Genomic DNA, 242 nt, shown 5'->3' with positions numbered 1-242 from the left:
GGTTGGCTTGTTTTCTTAATTACGCTTCTTTGATTTATTGTCCTTCAAACAGAAAGTGTGCTCAATTTATTAGATCCGTACGTAGCTGATGATGCAATGTACTTAATTGAAGTAAACGTAGATAAAGTTGTAAATGAGAAAAATGGTGGTTTATTATCATTTGGTTTACTGTCGATGCTAAGGTTTGCTTCAAATGGAGTAAATCCGGTTATGAATGCTTTTAACAGTGCGTATGATGTAAC

1 pseudogene is annotated in these 242 nt (G+C 33.9%); it reads left to right on the top strand.

The annotated features are described in order from the left end of the window. Positions 1-242 (top strand): annotated as a pseudogene (locus JDS98_RS29820) (YhjD/YihY/BrkB family envelope integrity protein); the annotation flags it as partial.

The organism is Bacillus cereus group sp. N11, assembly GCF_016483605.1.
In the GTDB taxonomy this organism is placed as follows: Bacteria; Bacillota; Bacilli; order Bacillales; family Bacillaceae_G; genus Bacillus_A; species Bacillus_A toyonensis.
This window is presented reverse-complemented; position numbering and strand designations above follow the sequence as displayed.